The sequence below is a fragment of the Dorea sp. AGR2135 genome, assembly GCF_000420885.1.
Taxonomy (GTDB): Bacteria; Bacillota; Clostridia; order Lachnospirales; family Lachnospiraceae; genus Dorea; species Dorea formicigenerans.
This window is the reverse complement of sequence record NZ_ATVU01000005.1, coordinates 44,887-66,149: the sequence shown is the minus strand read 5'-3', so window position 1 is coordinate 66,149 and position 21,263 is coordinate 44,887. Positions and strand designations below refer to the sequence as shown.

Genomic DNA, 21,263 nt, shown 5'->3' with positions numbered 1-21,263 from the left:
GAAATAAGAAGATGAGATGGGAAGAACTTCTGTCGGCAAAGAGATGTCGTGGTGGACAGACGAGAGGGAGAAATGCTAAAAGTTCAGACTTGCGGAGTGAATTTGAAAAAGATTACCATCGAATTATTGGCAGTGCTTCATTTCGAAGACTTCAAGATAAGACACAGGTATTTCCACTGGATAAAAGTGATTTTATCCGGACAAGACTAACTCATTCTCTGGAGGTTTCTTCTTTTGCAAAATCTCTTGGACAGAACATCGGAGAAAATATTTTAGTTTACAAAAAAGATTCTGAGTTTACACCACAGATGAAAGAAGATATATGTAATATTTTGCAATGCGCAGGGCTGATTCACGATATCGGGAATCCGCCCTTTGGGCATTTTGGAGAAGATGTGATCCGGGAGTGGTTCGAACGGAAGCTGCCACTTATGACATATCATGGAAAGCCGATGGAACAAGTGATGAGCCGGCAGATGGTAGAGGATCTGTATCATTTTGAAGGAAATGCACAGGCGTTCCGGCTTGTGACGAAACTGCATTTTCTGGTGGATGAGCGAGGTATGAACCTGACGTATGCGCTTCTGAGCACCATTGTAAAATATCCGGTGCCGTCCACAGGAATCGACTTGGATTCCGGGGATATTAAGACGCGCAAGATGGGATATTATCTGGCAGATGAGAAAATGTTCCGTGAGATCGAGAGGGAGACTGGAACGAATGGCTGTCGGCATCCGTTGACGTTTATATTAGAGGCGGCAGATGACATTGCATATAAGACTGCGGATATCGAGGATGCATTTGTAAAAGGGTACTTAAGTTATCATACATTGTTGGAGGAACTTAAGGAACTGCAAAGGATGTATCATCAGGAAACGAATATATTTCGCCCGGCGGATAAGCTGGAAGAGTTATATTTTCGGGGGAAAGAGATGCATGTGGCAAATCCAGAGGATTATGCAGTAAAGAACTGGATCATCCGTGTGCAGGGATTTGTGATCAACTGCGCAACTTATGGGTTTACATCGAATTATGATGCAATTATGAAGGGTGAATATAAGTATGATCTGTTTTACGGTACTTACTGTGAGAGGCTGATGCAGCTTCTTGGTGACCTGGCATACAGAGAAGTCTTTACATCGGAACCTATTTATCGAATGGAAGTGACAGAATCTGTCATGCTGAGTGACCTTTTGGATAAGTTTATGACAGCAATCATCAAATATGATGACCCGTCGCAGAAATTAAATTCCATGGATCTTAGGATTGTGTCATTTATTTCTGATAACTATAAGCGGGCATATCATTGTCAGGCAGAGGGCAAGACGGAGGCGGAAAAACTGTATTTGAGGATTCTGCTTGTGACAGATTATATATGTGGAATGACGGACAGCTATGCAATGCGTCTTTATCAGGAAATGCGAGGAATGTTTTTGAGTGGAACAGAATAGACTGTGGTAAATGATACAAGTCAGGACGGATAGGATTGAAGAGGTTTATTCGATATCTGTATGAATATGAAGGGAATCAGAAAAAAAGAAATGTCGGGTTTGTAAAAGTTGAACAAGATGGGAAAGAAACAACGATTTCTGTACATGGGAAAGGGCTGTGTGGAAAAAGCAATGAAAACATTTCCTGTTATCTTATAAAATTGGATTCTGAGATGGGAAATATACTTTTCGTTCCGGCAGGAGAGATACAGATTGGAATGATTTCCTGCGGGGGATGTTTTTGCTATACAGAAGAACTGATAAGAGCTGGCTATGGAAAGACAGAGCAGAGTGTCGGTCAGACGTGTGAGAAAAAAGACGACATTTGTGGGCTTGGTCTTGGTGATCCCAAGGAAGCATTTTATGTAGCGCTTTGGAATGAGGAAATGTATGGAGACCTTGATATTGCGAAGGCGAAGGTCTTTCAAGAATTCGATAGTGATAAAACCGCCGGGGAATCTAAGAGTACTAAGAGTATAGACGAAAAAGAGGCAGAGGTAGAAACGCGGTTCGGGGACGATGAAGAGACAGAAAATCTGGAAGAAGAACAGCCAGAGAAAAAAGATCAGGAAACAGTAGAAGAATCCTCGGAGAAAAAGGAACAGGAAACAGTAGAAGAGCTCCCGGAGAAAAAAGAACAGGAAACAGTAGAAGAATCCTCGGAGAAAAAAGATCTGAAAAAAGACGATAGAGACATAGATTTGCAAAATTTCCGGCGGCAGATCATGAAAATCCAGCGTGGAGAAATCAGTATCCTGCCACGATGCGAGTGGAAACTTGCCAATAATAATTTTCTGCTTCATGGATATTATAATTACCGGCATCTTGTTCTGATCGACGAAGGTAATCAATTAAAGCTGGGAGTTCCTGGCATTTATCATGAACGGGAAGCAAGAGCGGCGGCAACATTTGGATTTCCGGAATTTATTGCAGAAGCAGATGTGAATGTGACGCTTGAACCACAGGAAAGAAATGAAAATCAGCAATTCGGCTACTGGTGCCGGCAGGTGCGAAGACCGCCGAGATAGTAAGGAGTAAAAATGACTGCAGATGAAAAATATATGTGGGAGGCAATCAAACAGGCGAAAAAGGCATATGCTATCGGAGAAGTTCCGATTGGTTGTGTAATCGTGTATCAGGACAAAATTATTGCTCGCGGATATAATCGAAGAACAATCGATAAAAATACACTGGCTCATGCGGAGCTTCAGGCAATTCGTAAAGCAAGTAAGAAAATGGAAGACTGGCGGCTGGAAGAATGTACGATGTATGTGACTCTGGAGCCGTGCCAGATGTGCTCCGGCGCAATTGTTCAATCTCGAATGACAAGAGTTGTAGTTGGCTGCATGAACCCAAAGGCAGGATGCGCAGGATCTATATTAAATCTGTTGCAGATGCCGCAGTTCAATCATCAGGTAGAGCTTACAACAGGGGTTCTGGAAGAAGAATGCAGTCAGATGATGAAAACATTTTTTAAAGAACTGAGGGAAAAACGTAAAAAAAATAAGCAATAATCCAAAGTTACGGATTATTGCTTTTATTTGTGCACGAATAATATTTTTTTCGTGCGTTGTGCGTCGAACATGATCCAACGAACGTTACCCTGGCAGTAAACTCAACCCAGGCACCCTTACGGCACCCGAAAGATTCCACTTAGTGCTGCTTCGTTCCCGACCTGACACGGTTCATGGATTTTCGTCGCGTAAGACCCAGATATCAACGCCACATACCAGGGGCGGCTTCACCAGACCAATGCCCTCGGCACAACATCACCCCTGCTATAGCGGATTGCAGGTTCAAGGTACCGCTACCACCCCGGCTGCACAAGTCCATATTATAACGGAAGATGGTGGAAAAGTCAATTGGGGACGGGGTTTTTTCAGTTTTACCCCGGTTCTTTTTCAAAAAACCCCGTCCCCAATTGAACTTTAACCTGTCCCTTTTTGATTTCAGGTGGTATAATCGTTCGAAAAGGAGCATATATTTATGAAGATTTTACTTGTCGCGATCAATGCGAAATATATACATTCGAACCTTGCCGTGTATTGTCTGAGGGCATATGCCGAAAAGAATATGCCGCAGGATGTGAATGTTCAGATAGAACTGGCGGAATATACGATTAATCAGAATAGAGATGAGGTTTTAAAAGATATTTATAGGAGACAGGCAGAGATGATCTGTTTTTCATGTTATATCTGGAATCTGGATTATGTGGAGTCGATGATTCGGGATGTGAAAAAAGTTATGAAAGATGTAATCATCTGGGCAGGGGGACCGGAGGTGTCCTATGACTCCCGGGAGACTTTGGGGAGGCTGCCGGAACTGACTGGTGTGATGAAAGGGGAAGGAGAGAAGACGTTTGCAAAATTATGTAAAGTGTATGGGAAGCGTTCCGAAACATCAGAATTATCGCTGGAGCAAATAGACGGGATTACATTCCGATGTCCGGATGGGACAATCTGTGAGCGGCCGTGGCGTGTGCCAATGGATCTGAGTGAGGTTCCATTTGTCTATCACGATATGAAAAAGTTCGAGAACAAGATTATTTATTATGAGACGAGCCGGGGGTGTCCATTTTCATGCAGCTATTGTTTGTCTTCGATTGATAAGCGGCTTCGATTCCGGAGCCTGGATCTGGTGTTTAATGAACTGCAGTTTTTCCTGGATTATAAGGTTCCGCAGGTGAAGTTCGTAGATCGTACATTTAACTGTAAACATGACCATGCTATGGCAATCTGGAAATATATTCAAGAGCATGACAATGGAATCACGAATTTTCACTTTGAAGTTGCGGCGGATCTGCTGAATGATGAGGAAATCAGACTGATCCGGCAGATGCGTCCGGGACTGATTCAGCTGGAAATCGGGGTGCAGTCTACGAATACGGATACGATTCGGGAGATTCGAAGAACAATGAGGCTTGAGGAAGTCCGTGAGCATGTGGCAAGGATAAAAGAAAAGGGAAATATCCATCAACATCTGGATCTGATTGCAGGACTTCCGTATGAAGACATAAAAAGCTTTCGAAAGTCATTTGATGATGTCTACAGCATGCGCCCGGACCAGTTACAGCTTGGTTTTCTGAAAGTGTTAAAAGGTTCGTATATGCAGGAGATGCAGCAGGAATATGAGCTGCGATATAAAGAAGAGCCGCCGTATGAAGTACTTTCTACAAAATGGCTTCCATATTCAGATGTAATTGAGCTGAAAGGGATTGAAGAAATGGTGGAAATCTACTATAATAGTGGACAATTCACCCATGTAGTGGAAGCGTTGGTGGAAAACTATGCATCTGCATATCAGATGTACCAAGATTTGTGGCAGTATTATGAAGAGCATGATTACATGGGGATTCAGCACCGAAGAAGCGCCCGGTATGAGATTGTGCTGGATTTTGTGAAAGAAAAATATCCAGAGCAGGCAGACGTAATGCGGGAACTTCTGACTTATGATTATTATCTCAGGGAAAATGCGAAGAGCCGTCCGGAATTTGCAGGCGAAGATGCAACAGACAAGCGGTTTGTCAGAGCATTTTATGAAGAAGAGGAAAAAGAACGAAAGCATTTGCCGGGATATGAACAGTTTGATAGAAATCAGATGCGCAAGATGACGCACCTGGAATATTTCCCGCATATGGGGAAAATGTTACTTTTTGATTACAAGTTTCGAAATCCATTGAATCAGGAAGCGAGAACGTGTATGATAAAGAAAGATTCGTTGGAAAGAAGAGGATAGAGAATGAATTTCAATGATAAAAAGACAAGGAGAATCATTTCAATCGTAGTACTTGTTGTGATTGTCGCGATGGTGGCAACGATGATTATCCCTTATATGATGGCCTAGAATAAACCGGAAAGGATGCAGAAAATAAGATGGCGCGAAGAAGACGCAGGAGAATGACCAGGAAACAGGCGAGAATGAGAAGACGCAGAATCAGGATTGCAGGATTTTGTCTTGCAGGCTGTATTCTGATACTTGGAATTGTCTGTGGCGCGTTTCATCACTATGTATCACAGTTTCCGGAGGATAAGATTGCAGAGAATATCTATGTCGGAACCGTAGATCTGTCCGGGCTTTCAAAAAAAGAGGCACTAGAGAAACTGGCCGGTCAGAAGAAAGCAGATCAGAAGCAGACGGTATCGTTGACTGTGGAAGGTCAGAAGGCAGAAGCGACACTTGAGGAATGTGGATTTGATTACGCAGACGTGAAGGCGAATGTGAAGGCTGCCATGGACTATGGAAAAAGCGGCGGACTTTTTGGAAGATATAAGAGCCTTCGTAAACTATCTAAAGAAAAAGTTGTCCTGAGCCCGGAATATACATTGGATCAGAAAGCGGCGGAGAATATTCTGGAAGAACGGGCAGTTCCATTTGCAAAGCACGCACAGAATGCGACCATTACGAAAAGTGGAAGCGGACTTCAGATTAACAAAGAGGAAATTGGCGAGACCGTAGATAAGAGTGGAACTATAAAAGCAATTAAGAAGCATTTAAATGACTCCTGGGATCATGGATCATTCGCCATGGAGGCAAAGGTAAAAGAAGAACAGCCAAGTGTGACAGAGGCGGATCTGTCCACGATACAGGATGAACTTGGCTCATTTTCTACAGATGCCGGAGGCGGAGAACGCTGGAAGAATCTGAAAAATGGTGTGGAGAAACTGAATGGTACAGTCGTGATGCCGGGAGAACAGATTTCGGTTCACGATGTAACAGCACCATATGATGAAGAACATGGATATGTGCAGGCAGGTTCTTATGAGAATGGTCAGGTCGTAGATACATATGGCGGTGGCATCTGTCAGGTTTCCACGACACTCTACAATGCAGTGCTATTCTCTGAATTGAAAGTCGTAAAACGGTATCCACACTCGATGCTGGTGTCCTATGTACCGCCGTCAAGAGATGCGGCAATTGCCGGTGACACGAAAGATTTTGTGTTTGAAAATAACTATGATACTCCGATTTACATTTTTGGAGAGATTGATGACGATAATCAGCTTTGTTTTGCAATTTACGGAAAAGAGACAAGAGATAAGACAAGAAAGATTGAATTTGAGTCGGAAGAGGTATCGACAGAAGAGCCGGGAGTCAAGTATAAAGCAGATGCGGAACTGGAGCTTGGAGAGATGGAAGTGACCGGAAGTGCACATACGGGGAAAGAAGTAAAACTTTGGAAGATTGTCTATGAGAATGGTAAGCAGGTGAGCAAAGATGTCATTAACGAAAGTACTTACAGCAAAGCGGACAAAACCATTTCTGTAGGAATCAAGACAAAGAACAGCAGTGCGGCAGCGGTTGTGAAAGAAGCAGTCTCAACACAGGATAAAGCAAAGATACAGGCGGCGATTAGCGAGGCGAGTTCCATGGAATCTTCGTCTGAGCAGTAAGAATGCCGGGAGGAATTTTCTACCGGGTAAAAAGGACAGATTTATTTTTTTTGAAAATCAGGAAATCAATGAGAAAATAAATGAAATAAAAGACAGGAGGTGAACAGACAAGATATGAAGTTTGAGACAGAACATGGCTGTGTGGTCAGTGAGATGGCAACAGCTTACGGAAATTCAAAACAGATAGGAAGATATGCAATTGCGGCGGCAATGAATGAAGTGCTGACGCAGGCGGAACGAGTGGATCAGATGGAAATCAGAGTCTGTGCACCGCTGGAAGAAAAGAAAAAGCATCTTTATGATGTGAAAGCTGAAGCCGCGCGCTGCGCAAGAGAACACGGTCAGACGTTTTGGGAGCCGGAGATTATCCGCGCAGCCTGGGCAGCATGTACATTTGTACAGGTGAACGCTTTGTCGGCTGATGTAAAGCAGCAGGCGTGGAACAAGGAGACGATGCGAGCCGGTCAGGACATTGTCCTTACAAAATGGATTGGCCTGGAGGGAACTCTTCGTATCCTGGATGAAAAAAGAAGAGAACTTGGAAAGCGTTTTTCCGGAACTTTTTTGCATCAGGTAGAGGAATTCCGAGAGACCATCTTCGCAGAACGTGAAATCAGGGTTGCAAAAGCCGGAGGCGTATCTGTCATGCGCCAGGTTGGAGAAGGCGGTATCTTTGCCGCACTTTACAGACTGGCTAAGGAAGCTGATACCGGACTTGTAGTGGATCTCAAGGCAATGCCTGTGAGACAGGAAACAATCGAGATTTGTGAATATTACAAGCTCAATCCGTATCAGCTTGCTTCCACGGGAAACATATTAATGATATGTGATGACGGGGAAGCACTGGCAGATGCGCTTCGAAAAGAGGAGACAGAGGCGGCTGTGATCGGACGCCTTACGGATAATAATGACAAAATAATACAGAATGGGGAGGACATCCGCTATATCGACCGTCCTGCTCCGGACGAATTGATGAAGATATAGCAGAATCCTCCAAAGTGGAGGTTTAAGATGAACGAAATTCGTAGTGAGATATTAAAACATCTGGAAAAGAACAGCAAAGCTGATCTTGGGGAACTCGCAATTTTACTTGGGACAGACGAAATTTCTGTTGCAAATGAAATTGCAGACATGGAGAAAGAAGGAATTATCTGTGGTTACCATACACTGATTGACTGGGATAAAGCCGGAAGAGGTTTTGTGAATGCATTGATCGAAGTTCGCGTGACCCCGCAGAGAGAGCGTGGATTTGACCATATGGCTGACCGTATTGTGAACTATCCGGAAGTAACTGCAGTTTACCTGATTTCCGGATCTTATGATTACCTTGTCAGCATTGACGGAAAGACACTGATGGAAGTATCAAGATTCGTATCAGAGAAGTTATCGACTCTGGAAGGTGTAGTAGGAACAACGACACATTTCATCTTAAAGAAATATAAGGATCATGGAACGATCCTGAAACATGAGAAAAAAGAAGAAAGGATACCGGTGATGCCATAATGAGAGATCCATTATCTAAGAAAATAACCGGCATTGCACCGTCAGGTATCCGTAAATTTTTTGATATTGTAAGCGAGATGCCAGATGCAATTTCCCTTGGAGTGGGGGAGCCGGATTTTGACACTCCTTGGAGAGTACGGGAGGAAGGAATCTATACTCTGGAAAAAGGACGTACATTTTATACGTCAAATGCAGGACTTAAGGAACTGCGTCAGGAAATCAGCAACTACCTGGACAGAAAGATCCATGTGCGTTATGACTATGTGCATGAGGTTATGGTAACGGTTGGCGGAAGTGAGGGAATTGACCTTACCATGCGTGCTATGCTAAATCCGGGAGATGAAGTGCTTGTGCCTGAGCCGTCTTATGTATCCTACGCACCGTGTGTCACGCTGGCAGATGGTGTGCCGGTGCCGATTCCGATGAAAGAGGAGAATGAATTCAAACTAACGGCAGAAGAACTGGAAGCTGCAATCACACCGAAGACAAAAATTCTGGTGCTTCCGTTCCCGAATAACCCGACCGGTGCGATCATGACAAAAGAAGACCTGGAACCGATTGCCAAACTTGTAGAGAAATATGATCTCTATGTATTGTCTGATGAGATTTATTCAGAACTGACTTATAAGACAGACCATGTTTCCATTGCATCCCTTCCTGGTATGCGGGAGAGGACGCTGGTCGTAAATGGATTCTCAAAAGGTCTTGCCATGACGGGATGGAGACTGGGATACATATGCGGACCGCAGATCATCATGGAGCAGATGGTGAAGATCCATCAGTACGCAATCCTGTGTGCACCGACAAACAGTCAGTATGCAGCAATCGAGGGATTGAAGAACTGTGATGATGAGATCCAGAAGATGCGCACAGCATATAATGAGAGAAGACGTTATCTTATGCATACGTTTAAAGAAATGGGGCTTCGTTGCTTTGAGCCATTTGGAGCATTTTATGTGTTCCCGAACATTCAGGAGTTTGGGATGACGTCTGAAGAATTTGCGACGGAACTGCTTCAAGAGGAGAAGGTCGCAGTTGTTCCGGGAAGTGCATTTGGTGCAAGTGGAGAAGGATATATCCGAATTTCCTACGCATATTCACTGGACGATTTGAAAGAAGCGCTCGGACGGGTAAATCATTTTATCGAAAAACTGAGAAAAAAATAGAGGCTTTGATATTGTTAAAAAAATGCTAATAAAGCCTGAAAATAAAGAAAAAATGAAAGGGAAGAGACATATCTGCAAGCATACAGGTATGTCTCTTTCTGCAAGTAATTTGTTCATAATATGCAAAAAATATCAATTAGGATAGAAAGAAAAACACATTTTTACTAGAAAAACCATTGACTTATTGTACAAAATTAAGTACAATTTTGTACAAATAGTTTTTTTGAATAAATGCAGAAAGGTGATAGATAAATGCTAAATATCGTACTGCACGAACCGGAGATACCAGCGAATACTGGGAATATCGGACGCACATGTGTGGCAACTAATACCAGATTACATCTGATCGAACCATTAGGATTTCGTCTGGATGAGAAAAACCTGAAACGGGCCGGTATGGATTACTGGGGAAGTCTGGATGTGACTACATACATTGATTATGCGGATTTTCTGGAACGCAATCCAGGAGCAAAGATCTACATGGCGACGACCAAGGCACCGAAGGTGTACACGGAAGTGAGTTATGAACCGGATTGCTATATTATGTTCGGAAAAGAGAGTGCGGGGATACCGGAGGAGATTTTGGTACAACATCAGGAAGACTGTGTAAGAATTCCGATGGTGGGTGATATCAGATCTTTAAACTTAAGCAATTCCGTGTCGATTGTTCTTTATGAAGCTCTGCGGCAAAATGGCTTTGCAGGGATGAATCTGGAAGGACATCTGCACAGATTACACTGGGGAGACTCAGGGAAACTATTATAATAGCCTTCATGAAAATATAAAAACACTCTGTAAATATATGAAAAAATGATAAATTTATAGATTTTCCAGGTTTGGTATATTATAATTTCAATTAGAAGGTTTATTCTATCTAAAGGGAGAGGTGGTGAGCAAACGGCAGAAGCAGCCATTGAGAAGAAGGGGGAACGAAAAACCTCTGGAGTTCTTAATGTGAAGCTTGGGGAAGCTTTATACTGCTGAGTCCCAGACACGGACAATGGGATGAAAGCCTGAAAGAAGAATTAAAAGTCCGAAAAATGCCATAACAGCAGATGCTGTGGCATAACAGAACCAAGAAAATAAAGAAAAGGAAGTGAACTTATGGAATTACAGATTCAAGACTTAGTTTCGTCAATCCGCAAAGACGGAATTGAGGCGGCTAATGCAGAAGCAGAAGCAATTATTTCAGAAGCTAAGAAAAAAGCAGAAACAATTGTAGCAGATGCGAAGGCTGAGGCTAAGAGTGTTCAGGAAGCTTCAGAAAAAGAGATCGGTATTCTTAAAGAAAGCGCTGCAATCAGTGCAGAGCAGGCAAAAAGAGATGCTATGCTTGCATTCAAAACTGAGGTACAGGCTGAATTTGAAAAGATTCTTTCAGCAAAGATTGAGAACAATCTCTCAGACGCAGCTCTTGGAAAGCTGATCCACGCTGTAGTATCAGATGAAGATGTGAAGAATTATGCAGTTGAAGTTTCAGAAGTGAACGATTCACTCAAAGCAGAACTTGCAGAAGAGATCAAGAATGGACTTGAGATCAGACCTACAAAGGGTGTTCGAGCAGGATTCCGTTTGGCTGCAAAAGACGGTTCAGGTTATTTCGACTGTTCTGATGATGAGATCATGCAGATGCTGATGCCATACTTCAGAGATCTCGATTTCTAACAGGAGGTGCCTATGGCTTCATATTATTACTTGATATCAAGCCTGCCGGACCTGAGAACAGACGGGGAGATGCCATTTTCCTATGAGGAATTTCTTGGCATGTGCCAGTCAAATGTAAGTGAATCAAAGTATGAGTGCTTAAAGAACCTGACACTTTCGTCAGAAGAGGGACCAATCATGAAAGAGTGGGCTGCCTCTTATAAGAATCTTATGAGCGAACTCAACTATCAGAGAAGTGTAAATCTGGGAAGACCATATCTGGCATCCTATGATAAGGATTCTGTGACTGCACAGGTAGCAGGAGCAGCGCTGGCTGCAAAGAATCCGCTGGAAGCAGAGAAGATCTTGTTGGATTATGAATTTGATAATCTTGATTCATTGGTAGGCTTGCATACTTTCGATGACGTATATTTATTCGGGTATGCGATTAAATTAAAATTGCTTGAACGCCAGAGCTGTTTTGTTCAGTCAAAAGGACAGAAGGAATTCAAACGTCTTTTTGATCAGGTGCAGCAACGCGTATATAGCTTATAACAGGAGAGAATTGATGGAAACAGTAACAGGATATGTAACTGGTATTAACGGAAACCTGGCAAATGTCAGCTTTGATGGTGCAGTTCATAAGAACGAAGTTGCTTATATTCTTGTTGATGGAAAACGTCTTAAAGGAGAGGTTATCCGAATCAACAATGGTGTTGCCAGCATGCAGATCTACGAGATGTCAAATGGTATCAAAGTCGGAGATCAGGTAGAGTTTACTGGTGAGCTGATGAGCGTAGAACTTGGACCAGGTCTGTTAACCCAGGTATTTGATGGACTTCAGAACCCGTTGCCGGATCTTGCAGAGCAGTGTGGATTCTTCCTTGAGAGAGGTGTGTATCTTGATCCTATTCCAGATAGAGAGTGGGAGTTCACACCATCTGTAGCAGTTGGAGATTCCGTAGAAGCAGGAGATTCAATCGGTAGTGTTCCTGAAGGATTATTTAAACATGAAATTATGGTTCCGTTCACACTGAAAGGTAGTGACTGGACAGTTAAATCTATTAAAGAAAAAGGCTCTTATAATGTAAGAGCAACAATTTGCGTGATCGCAAACAGCAAAGGTGAGGAGAAAGAACTCAGCATGGTAATCTCACAGCCGATCAAACAGGCTGTAAAATGCTATGATGAGAGACTTCGTCCGGACGAGCCGCTGGTAACACAGCTTCGTTGTGTAGACGCATTCCTCCCGGTAGCAAAAGGTGGAACATTCTGCGTTCCTGGACCTTTCGGAGCTGGTAAGACAGTTCTTCAGCATATGGAAGCAAAGAATGGTGAGGCAGATATCGTTATCGTGGCAGCTTGTGGAGAGCGTGCCGGTGAGGTTGTAGAGATTCTGAAAGAGTTCCCTGAACTGGAAGATCCTAAGACAGGAAGATCTCTTATGGAAAGAACAATCATCATCTGTAATACATCTTCCATGCCGGTAGCGGCCAGAGAGGCTTCCTGCTACACAGCCGTAACACTTGCAGAGTACTACAGACAGATGGGACTTGACGTTCTTCTTCTTGCAGATTCTACAAGCCGTTGGGCACAGGCGATGCGTGAGATGTCAGGACGTCTGGAAGAGATTCCAGGTGAAGAGGCATTCCCGGCTTACCTTGAGTCTACAATCGCTTCTTTCTATGAGAGAGCTGGTAAAGTAAGACTTAAGAATGGTAAAGTCGGATCTGTTACAATCGGTGGTACAGTATCACCAGCCGGTGGTAACTTTGAGGAACCTGTAACACAGGCAACACTGAAGGTAGTTGGAGCATTCCACGGACTTTCAAGAGAGCGTTCAGATGCTCGTAAATACCCTGCAATCCATCCGATGGATTCATGGTCTAAATATACCGGTGTTGTAGATATGGGACGTATCGAAGAGGCTCGTGCAATCCTTACAAGAGGAAACGAGATCAATCAGATGATGAAGGTAGTTGGTGAGGAAGGAACATCCGCAGAAGACTACATCATTTATCAGAAAGGCGAACTTCTTGATGCTGTATATCTTCAGCAGAACTCATTCGATCCGATTGACGCAGCATGCCCACCGGAGAGACAGAGACAGGAATTCGATAAACTTTATGAAGCATTAATGGCGTCCTATGATTTGGAAGACAAGAATGAAATTCGAAGCTTCTTCAACCAGTTGAGACAGGAATTCCTTGACTGGCATGGTACTGTCTTTGAGACACCAGAATACCATGAGCAGGCGAAGAAGATTGAGGAATTCTACAAGTCAAAAGCAGTTGAGTAGGAGGTTCTAAAGTGCAGAAAGTATATACAAAAATTGAATCAATCGTCGGTAACGTTGTTACTGTTAAAGCAGAAGGTGTTCGTCTTGGCGACCTTGCTTTAGTAGGTGACAGTTACGCGACAGTTATTAAACTTGACAGAGACATTGTATCTCTTCAGGTATTTGCAGGTGCACAGGGTGTTGGAACCAGCGATTCTGTTCGTTTCCTTGACAGACCTATGATGGTTTCCTTCTCAGAGCATCTGCTCGGACGTGTATTTGACGGAGCAGGAGTTCCAAGAGATCACGGTCCGGCACTTACAGAGAACATGATTCCGATCGGTGGACCTTCATTTAACCCTGCAAAACGTATTCTTCCTAAGAATATGATCCGTACAGGTATTCCGATGATCGACGTGTTCAATACACTGGTAGAGAGCCAGAAACTCCCGATTTTCTCTATTTCAGGTGAGCCTTACAATGCGTTACTTTCACGTATCGCTCTTCAGGCAGAAGTAGATGTTATCGTACTTGGAGGTATGGGTCTGAAATATGACGATTACCTTACATTCCGCGATACACTTGAAAAAGGTGGAGCAATGAGCCACACAGTTATGTTTATTCATACAGCAGCTGACCCGATCGTTGAGTGTACACTGGTTCCAGATATGTCTCTTGCTGTTGCAGAGCAGTTCGCTCTTGCCGGAAAGAAAGTACTTGTACTTCTTACTGACATGACAAACTACGCAGATGCACAGAAAGAGATGGCTATCACGATGGAACAGGTACCATCAAACCGTGGTTATCCGGGAGACCTTTACAGTTGCCTTGCATCTCGTTATGAGAAGGCGGTTGATATCGAGGGTGCAGGTTCTATCACAATCCTTGGTGTTACAACAATGCCAGGTGATGATGTAACTCATCCGGTACCTGATAATACAGGTTATATCACTGAAGGTCAGTATTATTTGAAAAATGGACATATCGAGCCATTCGGTTCTCTTTCACGTCTGAAACAGAACGTAAATGGTAAGACAAGAGATGACCACCGTGCACTGATGGATGGTATGATTCGTCTGTACTCACAGTACAAGGAAGCTCTCGAGAAGAAATCCATGGGATTCCTTATGAGTGAATGGGACGAGAAACTCCTGAAATACGGTGAATTGTTCGAAACAAAATTAATGGACCTTAGTGTTAATATCCCACTTGAAAATGCACTTGATCTTGGTTGGGAAATTCTTGCAGAGTGCTTCGAGCCAAATGAGACTGGTTTGAAGACAAGTCTTCTGAAAGAAAGATGGCCAAAGAAAGAGGCATTAAACTAAAAGGAGTAGTTGATGGCTATCAAACTTACAAAAAATGAGCAGAAGGTGCAGAAAGACCACCTGAAACAGTATCAGCGCTATCTTCCTACTCTGCAGCTTAAAAAACAGCAGTTGCAATCGGTAATTATGAAGACGAAAGCTGAACTGGAGCAGAAGGAAGTCGAACGTGCTCAGATGATTGGAGACTTGGATGACTGGGTTGCAGTTTTCGCGGAGAATGAAATCTTCGATGAAGAGAAAAAACTCGATCACCTGGTACAGCCAGAGACAGTTATCTGTAAGAATGAGAACATCGCAGGTGTAACGGTTCCAACATTTCAGGAGCTGACATTTAAAGACATTGTTTACGATGTTGACGACTATCCTTTGTGGGTTGATACTGCAATTGTAAAACTTCGTGAGATTGCTCGTCTGGATGCATTGGTATCTACACTTCGAAAACAGGAAACACTTCTTGAGAATGAGCTTCGTGCTACATCTCAGAGAGTAAATCTGTTCGAGAAAGTTAAGATTCCGGAGGCAAAGGAGAATATCCGTGTGATCGGTGTATTCCTTGGAGATCAGCAGACAGCGGCAGTTGTTCGCGGAAAGATTTCAAAGAAAAAACTTGTGGAGGCGGCAAAATGATTGAAAAGATGAAAATGGTCTATGTCGTGTCATCCGTCTCCAAGAAAGATGAGATGCTCGATGGACTTCGGGATCTCGGACTTCTGCATCTGGCAGAGAAGAAAAGTCCGGCACGCGCAGCGTCAGAAAGATTTACAACACTTTCTAAGACTGCCGGAGTATTATTAGACTATGCGCCGGAAAAAAAATCCAAGGGGAAAGAAGAAGCTCCGATCCTTTCAGACGAACAGTTTGAAGAGATGTATCAGGGCGTGCTTGCAGCACTAGACAAAAAGTCAGCGCTGTCCCAGGAAATGAGTGCAGCAGGTGCAGAGATAGAACGAGTAAAAGCATGGGGCGATTTCGCACCGGCTGAATTAAAAGAATTAAAAGAAGCAGGGTATGATCTTCATTTTTACCGTCTGGCAAAAAATGAATTTGAGATGGCTGAGCAGGATCCGGAAGTTAAGATGATCCGTCTTGCTACTATTGATAAGATGGATACCGTTGCTGTAATCGGAGCTTTACCGGCAACAATTCCGGCAGCAGAGTTCGCAATTCCGGAAAAAGGAATCAGTGAACTTACAAAAGAGATTGAGGAGTGCCAGCGTCAGAACGCAGAGTGCGACGAGATCCTTAAAAAAGCTGCTGTATATGATGCCAGTTTTCAGGCTCAGATGCTCAAAGCTCAGAACGAGGAGAATTATTCTTCCGCAAGTGAGACCGCAGAAAGTGATGAGGATTTCGTATGGATTTCAGGATATCTTCCAGAGGAAGACCTTACAAAATTCAAAGAAGCGGCTTCAGCAAATAAATGGGCTTGGGCGCAGGAAGACGTAGCAGAGGACGACGATCAGGTGCCTACGAAAGTTAAATACGGAAAAGTCTCCGGACTGATCCAGCCGGTATTTGACATCTTAGGAATCCTTCCGGGATACAGAGAGTCTGATATCTCGCTTTGGTTCTTCCTGTTCTTCACACTGTTCTTTGCAATGATCATCGGTGATGCCGGATATGGTATGCTGATTCTGATCGGAACAATAGTATTTGCAGTGAAGACAAAAGGCGAAAAGAAATATAGCAACATAGTTTACTTATTATTTGTACTTTCAATTGCAACCGTTATATGGGGAGCGATTACCGGTACCTGGTTCGGAATGGAGTCAGCAATGAATGTTCCGTTCCTGAAAGCACTGGTAATTCCAAGCTTTGCAAACTATCCGGATTACTTCGGAGTTACAGCTCTTGCACAGCAGAACACGATTATGAAGTTCTCATTCTCTGTAGGAGCAATTCAGATGGCGCTTGGTAGTCTGATTTCTATTAAGAAAAAGATTGCTGAGAAGAACCTGAGCTGGGTTGCAGACCTTGGCTGGCTCGTAGCAATTGTAGCAATGTATTTATTATCACTTTATCTGGTAATCGGAGAGAGCATTAACATCACACCGGTATTTGCAATGATTGGTGTAGCATTTTTACTCGTTGTTCTCTTCGGTGCAATGTCACCGGATCGTACATTCGCACAGGGACTGAAAGCTGGTCTTGCAGATGCGTTTACCGTATTCCTGAATACGATCAGCTGCTTCGGTAACGTAATGAGTTATATCCGTCTGTTCGCAGTAGGTATGGCAGGACTTGCCATTTCTCAGAGCTTTAACGGAATCGCAGCAGGATTCCACGGACCGCTTATTATTCTCGCTGTTGTAGTTGTACTTATCGGACACGGACTGAATATTATCATGTGTTTCCTGTCAGTCGTAGTACACGGTGTCAGACTGAATGTTCTGGAGTTCTCAGGACAGGCAGGACTGGAGTGGACAGGAATTGCATACGAACCATTTAAAGTAAACGATAAAATTATTAAATAGTATTTAATTAAAGGAGAAAAATTATGAATTTAGCATTTGTTGGAATGGCAGCTGCACTTGGTTTATCTGCTTCAGGATCAGCATTCGGTGCAGGATTTGCAGGACAGGCAGCAGTAGGAGCATGGAAAAAGTGTTATGCAAGTGGAAAACCGGCACCGTTCATCATGATCGCGTTCGCTGGAGCACCTCTTACACAGACAATCTACGGATTCCTTCTTATGAACTTTATCAAATCAGCAGTAGAAGGCGGAGCAGACGCAGGACTGGCACTTGGTGTTGGTATCTTCTGTGGACTCGCAATCGGACTTTCAGCATTATTCCAGGGTAAATGTGCCGCTGGAGCATCTGATGCATTAGGAGCAACCGGAAAAGGTACAGCTAACTACTTCATCGTAGTAGGTATCGTAGAGACAGTAGCCCTCTTCACATTGGTATTCGGCTTACTGCTCTTAGGCTAATAAAAAACAGAATACAGAAAAATTTGAGCGGAACAGCAATTGTTGTTCCGCTTTTTTCCTTTCTGCATATGATAAAGCAGATGAATTTTGTGGGAGTGTATGAACATGGATGAAAAACTTCCTTACTATATGGCGTATCCAATGCCGCTATTATATGATGATGAGCGTCAGAACCAGAGGGATTATGAATATATGAAGAGTGTATATCCAGGAACGGCAAAGCGTCTGATACCATATATCGAAGAGGAATGTGATCGTCTGGAGTATACGGGGAGCGTTATGTATGACGAATATCCGGACCGGCTGCAGTTGCTGCTGCTTTGCAGAAGAATTTATAATCGCGCGAAAGAAGATGAAACAAAGAAAGATGAAGCAAAAGAAGGCGAGGAAACAGGCGAGTGGCTCCAGAATCTGATCCAGGTCATGACTTATCAGGAACTGTGTCAGAGAAGACGGGAAAACAGAAGTATGAGGCGGAAATATTATTGATTTAGCTGTTTAAAATCGGGTATTATTAGAATTCTCAATAAAGAAGAAAAAGATAAGGGATAGGAAAAAGAAAAGATTCGTGATAAAATATACAGTATCTTTTATAGCTTGAAAATTAAAAGTGAAGGAACACGGAATGCATAAGTGACATATCTTGTTGGAAAAGCGGATAAATGCAATTAAGTCATGCATATCATATGTCGTGAGATGGGCTGATATACTATAAATTATGGAAAAGATAAGGAGATAGGAATGGAAACAAGAGTAGACAAAGTTGCAGAAAAACATAAGAGTGGATACAACTGTGCACAGGCAGTAGCGTGTGCATATTGTGATCTGATTGGAATTGATGAAGAAACGATGTTTCGTTTGACAGAAGGGCTTGGCCTTGGAATGGGCGGCATGGAAGGAACATGTGGAGCTGTCACAGCAGCCTGTGTAATTGCCGGTGCCAAGAATAGTACTGTGGAAATGGGTGGTCCGGGAAGTAAAGGGGCAACTTATAAAATATCCAAAGAAATTGTGCGTAGATTCAAAGAGGAGAGCGGCAGCGTAATCTGTAAGGAATTAAAGGGAGTCGAGACAGGAACGCCGGCAAAAGCCTGTCCGGATTGTGTGAAAGATGCAGCCTGCATATTGGAGGAGGTTGTATTTGGCGAGTAGAAAAGTCACCTGTCCATTAGAGGCTGTATATAATAAAAGGAAAAGATGAAAGCACATTTATTATAAAGGAAGAAAAGCAAAAATAGAAGGATAAAAACATCATGGATAACATCATTTTAATAGGTATGCCAGCAGTTGGAAAAAGCACCGTGGGTGTTATTGTTGCAAAGCGCCTGGGTTATAATTTTGTAGATACAGATCTGGTCATCCAGGAAAAGGAAGGAAAGCTTCTTAGAGAGATTATAGCGGAGGTTGGACCGGACGGGTTCCTGGAAGTTGAAGATAGGATCAATGCTGAAATCGAGGCGGAAAAAACAGTGATCGCACCGGGCGGAAGCGTTGTATATTGTGAAAATGCAATGAAACATTACAAAGAAATCGGAAAAGTCGTATATTTGCAGGTATCATTTGAAACAATAAATAAGAGACTTAGAAATGCAAAGAGCCGTGGAGTCGTACTGCGTGACGGACAGACATTGAAGGATTTATACGAAGAACGTGTAAAATTGTTTGAAAAATATGCAGATGTGACAGTGTGCGAAGATGGATTGGAACTGGAAGAAACGATTGAGAAAGTGTTGGCGAGTCTGAACTAATCCATGCGAAGCTCACGAAGCAAGTTCGCTCGATATAGCTAATCCATGCGAAGCTCACGAAACAGGTTCGTTCGCTTATGGCTGAGCGCCATATACCGCAAGATATACCCAGCCTGCCGTGAAAGCGAGCTTTCCTTCAGCCAGGCTATATCTTCCGTCGCATGGCTTGTCAGGTTCAAATGTTACAAAAACATTACGTAAATGTAAAAAATATTTTACGTGGCAAGTGTTTTGTGCTATACTGTTGTGGTACCCATAAGAGGGCGTGTTATTGTCATGTCATAAAAATATGACTTGACATATGGGGAGTTTATATAATATACTGTCCCTCGACCATGCATTTTTGTCTCGCTCAGGGATAAGGAGCTTGAGAGAAGGAAAGATGCATAATATTTTAGAGAATATTGGTAGAATATATAGAGGTGTTATCTATGGAGCAATATATTATTAAGGGAGGTCACCCGCTTGTAGGCGAGGTGGAGATTGGTGGAGCGAAGAATGCGGCACTTGCGATTCTTGCTGCAGCAATTATGACAGATGAGACAGTCCGTATTGAGAACCTTCCAGATGTTAATGATATTAATGTACTTCTGGATGCGATTGCAGGTATTGGAGCAATGGTACAGCGTACAGACCGCCACACTGTTAAGATCAATTCGAAAGCAATTCATGATTTCAATATTGAATATGATTATATTAAAAAGATTCGTGCATCTTATTATCTGTTAGGAGCTATGCTTGGAAAGTATAAGCATGCAGAAGTTGCACTGCCTGGAGGATGTAATATCGGAAGCAGACCGATTGATCAGCATCTGAAAGGATTCCGTGCACTTGGAGCAGATGTAGAGATTGAATATGGTAAGATTCTTGCTGAAGCGGACCGCCTGGTCGGAAAGCACATTTACTTTGATGTAGTCAGTGTTGGAGCAACCATTAATGTTATGATGGCAGCTACAATGGCAGAGGGACTTACCATTATGGAGAATGTTGCAAAAGAACCTCACGTTGTTGATGTTGCAAACTTCCTCAACAGCATGGGAGCAAATATCCGTGGTGCCGGAACAGATGTGATCAAGATCCGTGGTGTTCAGAAACTTCACGGAACAGATTATTCTGTAATCCCAGATCAGATTGAAGCCGGAACATTTATGTTTGCGGCAGCAGCTACAAAAGGCGATGTGACAGTGTTGAATGTAATCCCGAAACATCTGGAAGCAACAATTGCAAAGCTTCTTGAAATTGGCTGCGAAGTAGAGGAATTTGACGATGCAGTTCGTGTAGTGTCAAAGGGGGACTTAAGAAGCACACATGTGAAGACATTACCATATCCGGGATTCCCGACAGATATGCAGCCACAGATGGGCGTTACACTGGCTTTATGCAAAGGGACAAGTATTGTGACAGAGAGTATCTTCGAGAATCGTTTTAAATATCTTGACGAGCTCGCAAGAATGGGTGCAAATGTCAAAGTAGAAGGAAATTCTGCAACGATTGAAGGTGTTGAGAAGCTTTCAGGAGCAAGGGTAAGCGCACCGGATCTTAGAGCAGGAGCAGCACTTTGCATTGCAGGTCTTGCAACTGACGGAATCACGATTGTTGACGACATTGTGTATATCCAGAGAGGATATGAGCGTTTCGAGGAGAAGATCCGTGGAATCGGCGGAATCATTGAACGTGTGTCTACAGAGCGTGAGATTCAGAAGTTCAAGCTGAAAGTCAGCTAATACAACAGAAAGTAAGATATGTATATTGACATTTCTTATGTATTGCGATAAAGTCATATA

At 43.1% G+C, this 21,263-nt stretch carries 20 protein-coding genes and 1 other RNA gene; 20 read left to right on the top strand and 1 reads right to left on the bottom strand.

Annotation, left to right across the window (positions count from 1 at the left end; genetic code table 11):
• Positions 1-11: 11 nt before the first annotated feature.
• From G593_RS0105045 to tadA, 3 genes are read left to right on the top strand one after another with little or no spacing between them, the layout of a single operon-like run.
• The gene (locus G593_RS0105045) at positions 12-1,451 is read left to right on the top strand and encodes a deoxyguanosinetriphosphate triphosphohydrolase (RefSeq protein WP_029730979.1); all 1,440 of its coding nucleotides are present in this window, start codon (positions 12-14) and stop codon (positions 1,449-1,451) included.
• A 35-nt stretch (positions 1,452-1,486) separates the two neighbouring features.
• Positions 1,487-2,518, top strand: coding sequence for a hypothetical protein (locus G593_RS0105040; RefSeq protein ID WP_029730977.1), 1,032 nt, complete (start codon positions 1,487-1,489; stop codon positions 2,516-2,518).
• A gap of 12 nt (positions 2,519-2,530) precedes the next feature.
• Positions 2,531-3,004 (top strand): tRNA adenosine(34) deaminase TadA, encoded by a 474-nt coding sequence (gene tadA, locus G593_RS0105035; RefSeq protein WP_029730976.1) that lies wholly within the window; start codon positions 2,531-2,533, stop codon positions 3,002-3,004.
• Between the two features lie 49 nt (positions 3,005-3,053).
• Here tadA and ffs read toward each other — a convergent pair.
• Positions 3,054-3,317, bottom strand: an RNA gene (gene ffs, locus G593_RS19310) — signal recognition particle sRNA large type.
• A gap of 159 nt (positions 3,318-3,476) precedes the next feature.
• Between ffs and G593_RS0105030 the strand changes: the two genes are divergently transcribed.
• From G593_RS0105030 to G593_RS0104940, 17 genes are all read left to right on the top strand, one after another.
• Complete coding sequence (locus G593_RS0105030) at positions 3,477-5,225, top strand: B12-binding domain-containing radical SAM protein (protein ID WP_029730975.1); 1,749 nt, start codon at positions 3,477-3,479, stop codon at positions 5,223-5,225.
• 137 nt (positions 5,226-5,362) lie between these two features.
• Positions 5,363-6,880, top strand: coding sequence for a VanW family protein (locus G593_RS0105020; RefSeq protein ID WP_242827037.1), 1,518 nt, complete (start codon positions 5,363-5,365; stop codon positions 6,878-6,880).
• A gap of 114 nt (positions 6,881-6,994) precedes the next feature.
• Entirely contained in the window at positions 6,995-7,864 is an 870-nt protein-coding gene (locus G593_RS0105015; protein WP_029730973.1) for an AIR synthase-related protein, read from the top strand.
• Positions 7,865-7,891: 27 nt separating this feature from the next.
• Entirely contained in the window at positions 7,892-8,383 is a 492-nt protein-coding gene (locus G593_RS0105010) for an Lrp/AsnC family transcriptional regulator (RefSeq protein WP_005338050.1), read from the top strand.
• On the top strand, positions 8,383-9,549 hold the full coding sequence (locus G593_RS0105005; RefSeq protein WP_005338049.1) for an aminotransferase class I/II-fold pyridoxal phosphate-dependent enzyme: 1,167 nt from the start codon (positions 8,383-8,385) through the stop codon (positions 9,547-9,549). The genes G593_RS0105010 and G593_RS0105005 overlap by 1 nt, the downstream gene beginning before the upstream one ends.
• A gap of 252 nt (positions 9,550-9,801) precedes the next feature.
• Complete coding sequence (locus tag G593_RS0105000) at positions 9,802-10,314, top strand: tRNA (cytidine(34)-2'-O)-methyltransferase (RefSeq protein ID WP_005331883.1); 513 nt, start codon at positions 9,802-9,804, stop codon at positions 10,312-10,314.
• A gap of 339 nt (positions 10,315-10,653) precedes the next feature.
• Positions 10,654-11,214, top strand: coding sequence for a hypothetical protein (locus G593_RS0104995; RefSeq protein ID WP_005331887.1), 561 nt, complete (start codon positions 10,654-10,656; stop codon positions 11,212-11,214).
• A gap of 12 nt (positions 11,215-11,226) precedes the next feature.
• Positions 11,227-11,748 (top strand): hypothetical protein, encoded by a 522-nt coding sequence (locus G593_RS0104990; RefSeq protein ID WP_005331888.1) that lies wholly within the window; start codon positions 11,227-11,229, stop codon positions 11,746-11,748.
• A gap of 13 nt (positions 11,749-11,761) precedes the next feature.
• Positions 11,762-13,492: a V-type ATP synthase subunit A gene (locus tag G593_RS0104985; protein ID WP_005338045.1), complete on the top strand. Its 1,731-nt coding sequence runs from the start codon at positions 11,762-11,764 to the stop codon at positions 13,490-13,492.
• 11 nt (positions 13,493-13,503) lie between these two features.
• Positions 13,504-14,799 carry a V-type ATP synthase subunit B gene (locus G593_RS0104980; protein ID WP_005338043.1) on the top strand — a complete coding sequence of 432 codons (1,296 nt, stop codon included), beginning with the start codon at positions 13,504-13,506 and terminating at the stop codon, positions 14,797-14,799.
• Between the two features lie 12 nt (positions 14,800-14,811).
• Positions 14,812-15,426: a V-type ATP synthase subunit D gene (locus G593_RS0104975; protein WP_005331891.1), complete on the top strand. Its 615-nt coding sequence runs from the start codon at positions 14,812-14,814 to the stop codon at positions 15,424-15,426.
• Positions 15,423-17,273 carry a V-type ATP synthase subunit I gene (locus tag G593_RS0104970; RefSeq protein WP_005338041.1) on the top strand — a complete coding sequence of 617 codons (1,851 nt, stop codon included), beginning with the start codon at positions 15,423-15,425 and terminating at the stop codon, positions 17,271-17,273. The genes G593_RS0104975 and G593_RS0104970 overlap by 4 nt, the downstream gene beginning before the upstream one ends.
• 23 nt (positions 17,274-17,296) lie before the next feature.
• Positions 17,297-17,731 carry an ATP synthase subunit K gene (locus G593_RS0104965; RefSeq protein ID WP_005331894.1) on the top strand — a complete coding sequence of 145 codons (435 nt, stop codon included), beginning with the start codon at positions 17,297-17,299 and terminating at the stop codon, positions 17,729-17,731.
• Positions 17,732-17,836: 105 nt separating this feature from the next.
• On the top strand, positions 17,837-18,220 hold the full coding sequence (locus G593_RS0104955) for a hypothetical protein (protein ID WP_005338039.1): 384 nt from the start codon (positions 17,837-17,839) through the stop codon (positions 18,218-18,220).
• A gap of 252 nt (positions 18,221-18,472) precedes the next feature.
• Positions 18,473-18,883: a C-GCAxxG-C-C family protein gene (locus G593_RS0104950; RefSeq protein ID WP_005338023.1), complete on the top strand. Its 411-nt coding sequence runs from the start codon at positions 18,473-18,475 to the stop codon at positions 18,881-18,883.
• A gap of 101 nt (positions 18,884-18,984) precedes the next feature.
• Positions 18,985-19,479 (top strand): shikimate kinase, encoded by a 495-nt coding sequence (locus G593_RS0104945; protein WP_005338021.1) that lies wholly within the window; start codon positions 18,985-18,987, stop codon positions 19,477-19,479.
• Between the two features lie 431 nt (positions 19,480-19,910).
• Complete coding sequence (locus tag G593_RS0104940; RefSeq protein ID WP_029730972.1) at positions 19,911-21,203, top strand: UDP-N-acetylglucosamine 1-carboxyvinyltransferase; 1,293 nt, start codon at positions 19,911-19,913, stop codon at positions 21,201-21,203.
• Positions 21,204-21,263 lie beyond the last annotated feature (60 nt).